This window comes from Nostoc sp. FACHB-888, from assembly GCF_014696655.1.
GTDB lineage: Bacteria > Cyanobacteriota > Cyanobacteriia > Cyanobacteriales > Nostocaceae > Nostoc.
Genome location: NZ_JACJQM010000288.1, coordinates 1 through 4,302 on the forward strand (window position 1 = coordinate 1; position 4,302 = coordinate 4,302).

Here is a 4,302-nt window from a genome sequence, read left to right on the forward strand (position 1 = left end):
TAAAGAAGGAGAATTAGCCTTCAGGGTGGTAAGCGGAATGGCACGCTTGTTAAGCGTAAATCCCTGGTATTTATTCCTGGATCAAAGGGTGTGGGGAAGGAAAAAGGGTACAGGGTATAGGGAAGGAAGAAAATATTGTTCTATCTGATACACTAAAATTCAATTTTCTTAACACACGAAGCTGCAACCCTACCCCCAACACCCTTTTTAGTGTGGGGAATTAAGAAGATGTTGAACTTATTGATGTACTGGCATTCAATGAAGTTGGTGGAATATATTAGGGAATTTGGCGAAATGCGAGAATTGCAAAAAGGTGGAACTTGGATTTGATTACACGATTTACTGATTTAGTCTAATTAATAGCTTTATTGTGGTTAAAAAATTTGTTAATCGGCAATTTGAGTATGTACAACATTGTACAGATGAAATTCATTGCGGGCGAAACCTTCCCAATATGCCTGTTCTGGATTGAAACCAGGTTGTTTGAGAATGGCTTCAAACGCTTCCCTATTTTCCCATTGACCATAATTAAACATCCGAGTACCATCCAAACTGCGATGAAAGGTTGCTGAGATTAACCCTGGTGAGTTACTCATGGCACGTTCTAATTCAGCAGAGGTTCTTTTAATCATCTCAGGTTGATGAATTGGCATCATACGAAATTCAGCCAAATGAGTTACAAGATTACCTGCAATAATTTCAACTTCTGCTGAATTAGAACGACTGGCAGTGACTTCTAGTAGTAGCATCTCAGGCGGGAAGAACTCACTTAACACTGTTGGGCGAGGCAAACTGCGAGGCTCGAATTTCGGATTCCATTGACTATAAATAAAAACTCTCACGCCATCTAAACTACGATGTACACTGGCTGACTTAAAGTAAGGATGGTCAGCCCAGAATTTAATTTGCTCATGAATAATAACTTCAATCAAAGCAGACTGATGACGTTCAGCAACAGTGTATAAATCTAAGCCAACGCTGACAGTGTTTGTGCGATCAACTTTTATCATTATTACCTGATGAATCCAACTGGATATGTTGGGCTTGATGAGCTATAAACTTCTTTTGCTTTGAAATTAAATTTTTCTATCAAGTAGTGAAGACAACTTCATGTAATGTCTTTTGGTATTCGTTATTTGCCAGCTCAAGCATTTCGCCAAAAAGCGGTGAAAAAGGGCGATTGTTATCCATTGCTGTGTACTCTTCTAGCGTTCGCCAGTAGCCGAAGTTGATGCAACGCCAGCCATCAAGACTGCGGTGAGTGTGAGTTGAGATTAGCCCTGGCTGTCCTGCTACCATTTGTAGTGCCTGCCGAAATAACTCGACAAATCTCGGCTGGTTTTCAGGTTGCTTCATTTTGAAAATGCCAAAGTTAATCAACCCTTTCATATCAGGCGATAAATGTAACTCACTCTCCTTTGGTTCTTCGGCAAAGATTTCAAATAGGTGAGCATCGGGAAGTGCAAAATTATGTATGGGCTGCATCGCTATGTAGGAATCTTGGTCAGCCCATTGGATATAACTTGTAACCCTCAATCCATCACGGCTACGAACAACTGTACCACTGACAAATCCTGGTTGCTGCTTGAGAGTAGACTCAACACTTTCAACAACCTGTTGTACTAAATGAGCTTGGTTTTTTGACTCTACTGGAAATACAGCAAACTCGGCTAACAACCCATTGTTCTGGCTTACAATTGCCATTGAAACCTCCTATGAAAGGATTAGTCATTAGTTAGTCTACATTACTTTGGTTAACTCAAACTTAACGGGTGACCCCCGCGATACGGATACCTTTGTTTTAAGAACTCGTTGCGAATCAGGCGACGAAGTGGAGTATAAAGGGGCGGGCTTGTGTAACTTGTCGACCCAACGATTGATCAGTCTGCCCGTCCCGAAGACCGCATGAGTCGAGCCTTCTTCAGCAGCGAGGAAAGGGCAGCAATACGATTCATCGACTAAAACCCCTAGAGCGTTGCTTCTGCTATTGCATTTCTCTCTGCTGCGCTTCAATCAAAATCTCATTCCAAGTAAGACCACTAGGTTCAATTCTTTTAGCCTGGGGTAACTTTTCCTGAACTATCTGGGCGGCAAGATTTCCAAAATCATTATTATTAAATGCCACGCCAATTCTGCCAATATTTTTAACTACCTCAAAAGGTAAATTATCCGTTTCATCCACTGCCATGTACATTGTTCTAACTGGTGGTTGCCCCTTATGTCCTTGAATGTCAATCTCTGCCATTGTCAGGGCATCAATGGGGGAGTCACACAAGAATACTCTCTCGATTTTATCCTCTGCTTCTCCACCCAATTTCAGGTGAAACCCTTGACTGTCTAAATAGTATATTTATGCTTATCCCTTAAGGATTATCGTGGGGTTCACGCTTTAAAATCCGGCATTCTATACCGATAAGACAGCCAGGCGGTGAAACCATCCTTTTTGGCGATCGCCTGCGGCGGGGCGTAGCCTATCGCTGTTTTCGGGGTACTCAAAAGCGCGATTGTCAATCCCTGCGGTGTCTCAAACCAGTACCCCTGACTTTTCACCGTTTAAATCCCGCTTGATAAACATAACATTTTCCTGCTGATCTATATAACCCAACCCTTGGCGTTCTGCATAGTGTTGTTCTCCTTTTCCATTGTCTTAAAAGGGCTATTCTAGGATAAATCTATCTTTGTAAGTCTATTTGTTGTATTTGAGATTTAACTAATATTTTATCAATTTGACTATTCGCGTCCTCAAAAGTTTGCAATATCTGGGGTGTAACTTTATTAGTCCACACCTTGCCAGATTGTAAATTTAAAATTACCTCCCCATTTTTCTGCAAAATAGTTAAATCTCTCTGCTGGGTATTGAAAGCCAAATCATAAATCTTTCCTTCAACTTGAGTACCATTTTCATCAGACTTCCCCCAGACCATGCCAATTCTTTGAGCAATTTGAGTCAGCCGACTGATGGCTTCAAGCTCAAATTTATCTTTATTCATTACTGTCAACGCTTCGGTTGATAATTGCTCACCAGCTTTAAACCCATAAGCCACTTCTACAATGCGTTTTTTGTAATTTTCCGACTTCCCTAACTTATCGGCGGCATTGTACCAATTTCTTAAGTCATCAATAGTGACTGATTGAGTTTGGACTTCTTGGTTGGGTGCGGCTCTGTTTTGTGGTTCAGGAAACGGGACTATTTTCCCGTCTACATAATCCCCCAACGGTTCAAAATGTAGTCCCCAGACCTGCCCTTTGCCTGTGAACAGTTCTGGTAATGCCTTGGGTGAGTGCTTTTCCATGTCAGCCCATTGCTGTTGATAAACGGGGTCAGCAATCATATTAGGTGTGATTTGATACTGCTTACCGACTCGAAAGGCGACTTGTTTACCGATGCCTGTAGCTAGAGCTATATCACCCTGTTTAAATCCATACTGTTTGTAAGGCTCTTTAGCTCTAGTGGTATGAGTTCGACCATATCCTCTCATCGCATCAATGCAAGTATCCACGGATAAAAGATTGGTGTCACCATGCATCATTAATGGGTAGTTCATCGGAATCGGTTTGCCTTTGATGACAGGAGGGGCGACATTTTGAACCTCTTGGTTTGGGTGGAATTGAGCGCTTTGTTGAGGTGGGGACAATGTTGATTGAGATGGAGGTTTCAAGAATTGCGATCGCGTGGCCAAAGATTTAATTTTTTGTTGATATTCAGTACTTGATTCAATCACAGCCCCGAATTTCTTGGTCATGTTCTCCAAAGTTTTGGGGGGAATTGAACTGCTGACTAAGTGAAATACTGCTAGACCTTTTTTGGTTTCCCTGATAACATCTTCTATTGGTACTTGTTGACATTCAACATTTTGATTCTTTAACCATAAGGTTACAGATTCGACTTTGTGATTGTCTACTGCCAAGCCTATAACTCCAAGTTTTTTGTTTGATTGGGTAGAAAATAGGAATGTGGGACGTTGTTTAATTTTTTGCAGTATCGGCGCAGTACTATCAATCATATACAGTTGTTGAGGGTTCACTGATTGAGTCCCAAAAGCCTGAAATTCCTTCGTCCAAATAGTAGGATATTCAACGGTATTAGGGTCAATTTGAGCGCAAATAACAGAAAAATTACTTTGAATAATAGCATCGGCGGGTGTAAGTTGTCCGGTTTTGAGTAGTCCAAGCTGTCTGAGCGCGTCTTTGTCTTTTTTAAAATGCAATACTCCCAAGGGTTCACCATTCAAAAATACTGCATCTCTAGTTTTAGAAGCTGAGGTTTCGATAGTCAGTTTTCGGTAATCTTGATCATTGAAT

Annotated in this window: 3 protein-coding genes and 1 pseudogene; all 4 read right to left on the reverse strand. The window is 41.2% G+C overall.

Annotation, left to right across the window (positions count from 1 at the left end):
* Positions 1-386: 386 nt before the first annotated feature.
* Positions 387-1,010, reverse strand: a complete 624-nt coding sequence (locus H6G26_RS39220; RefSeq protein WP_190737226.1) for an antibiotic biosynthesis monooxygenase — start codon at positions 1,008-1,010, stop codon at positions 387-389.
* A 79-nt stretch (positions 1,011-1,089) separates the two neighbouring features.
* On the reverse strand, positions 1,090-1,704 hold the full coding sequence (locus tag H6G26_RS39225) for an antibiotic biosynthesis monooxygenase (RefSeq protein ID WP_190737228.1): 615 nt from the start codon (positions 1,702-1,704) through the stop codon (positions 1,090-1,092).
* Between the two features lie 280 nt (positions 1,705-1,984).
* A complete protein-coding gene (locus H6G26_RS39230) occupies positions 1,985-2,275 on the reverse strand; it encodes a hypothetical protein (RefSeq protein ID WP_190737230.1) in 291 nt (96 codons plus the stop codon).
* A gap of 397 nt (positions 2,276-2,672) precedes the next feature.
* Positions 2,673-4,302: pseudogene (locus H6G26_RS39235) on the reverse strand (hypothetical protein); the annotation flags it as partial.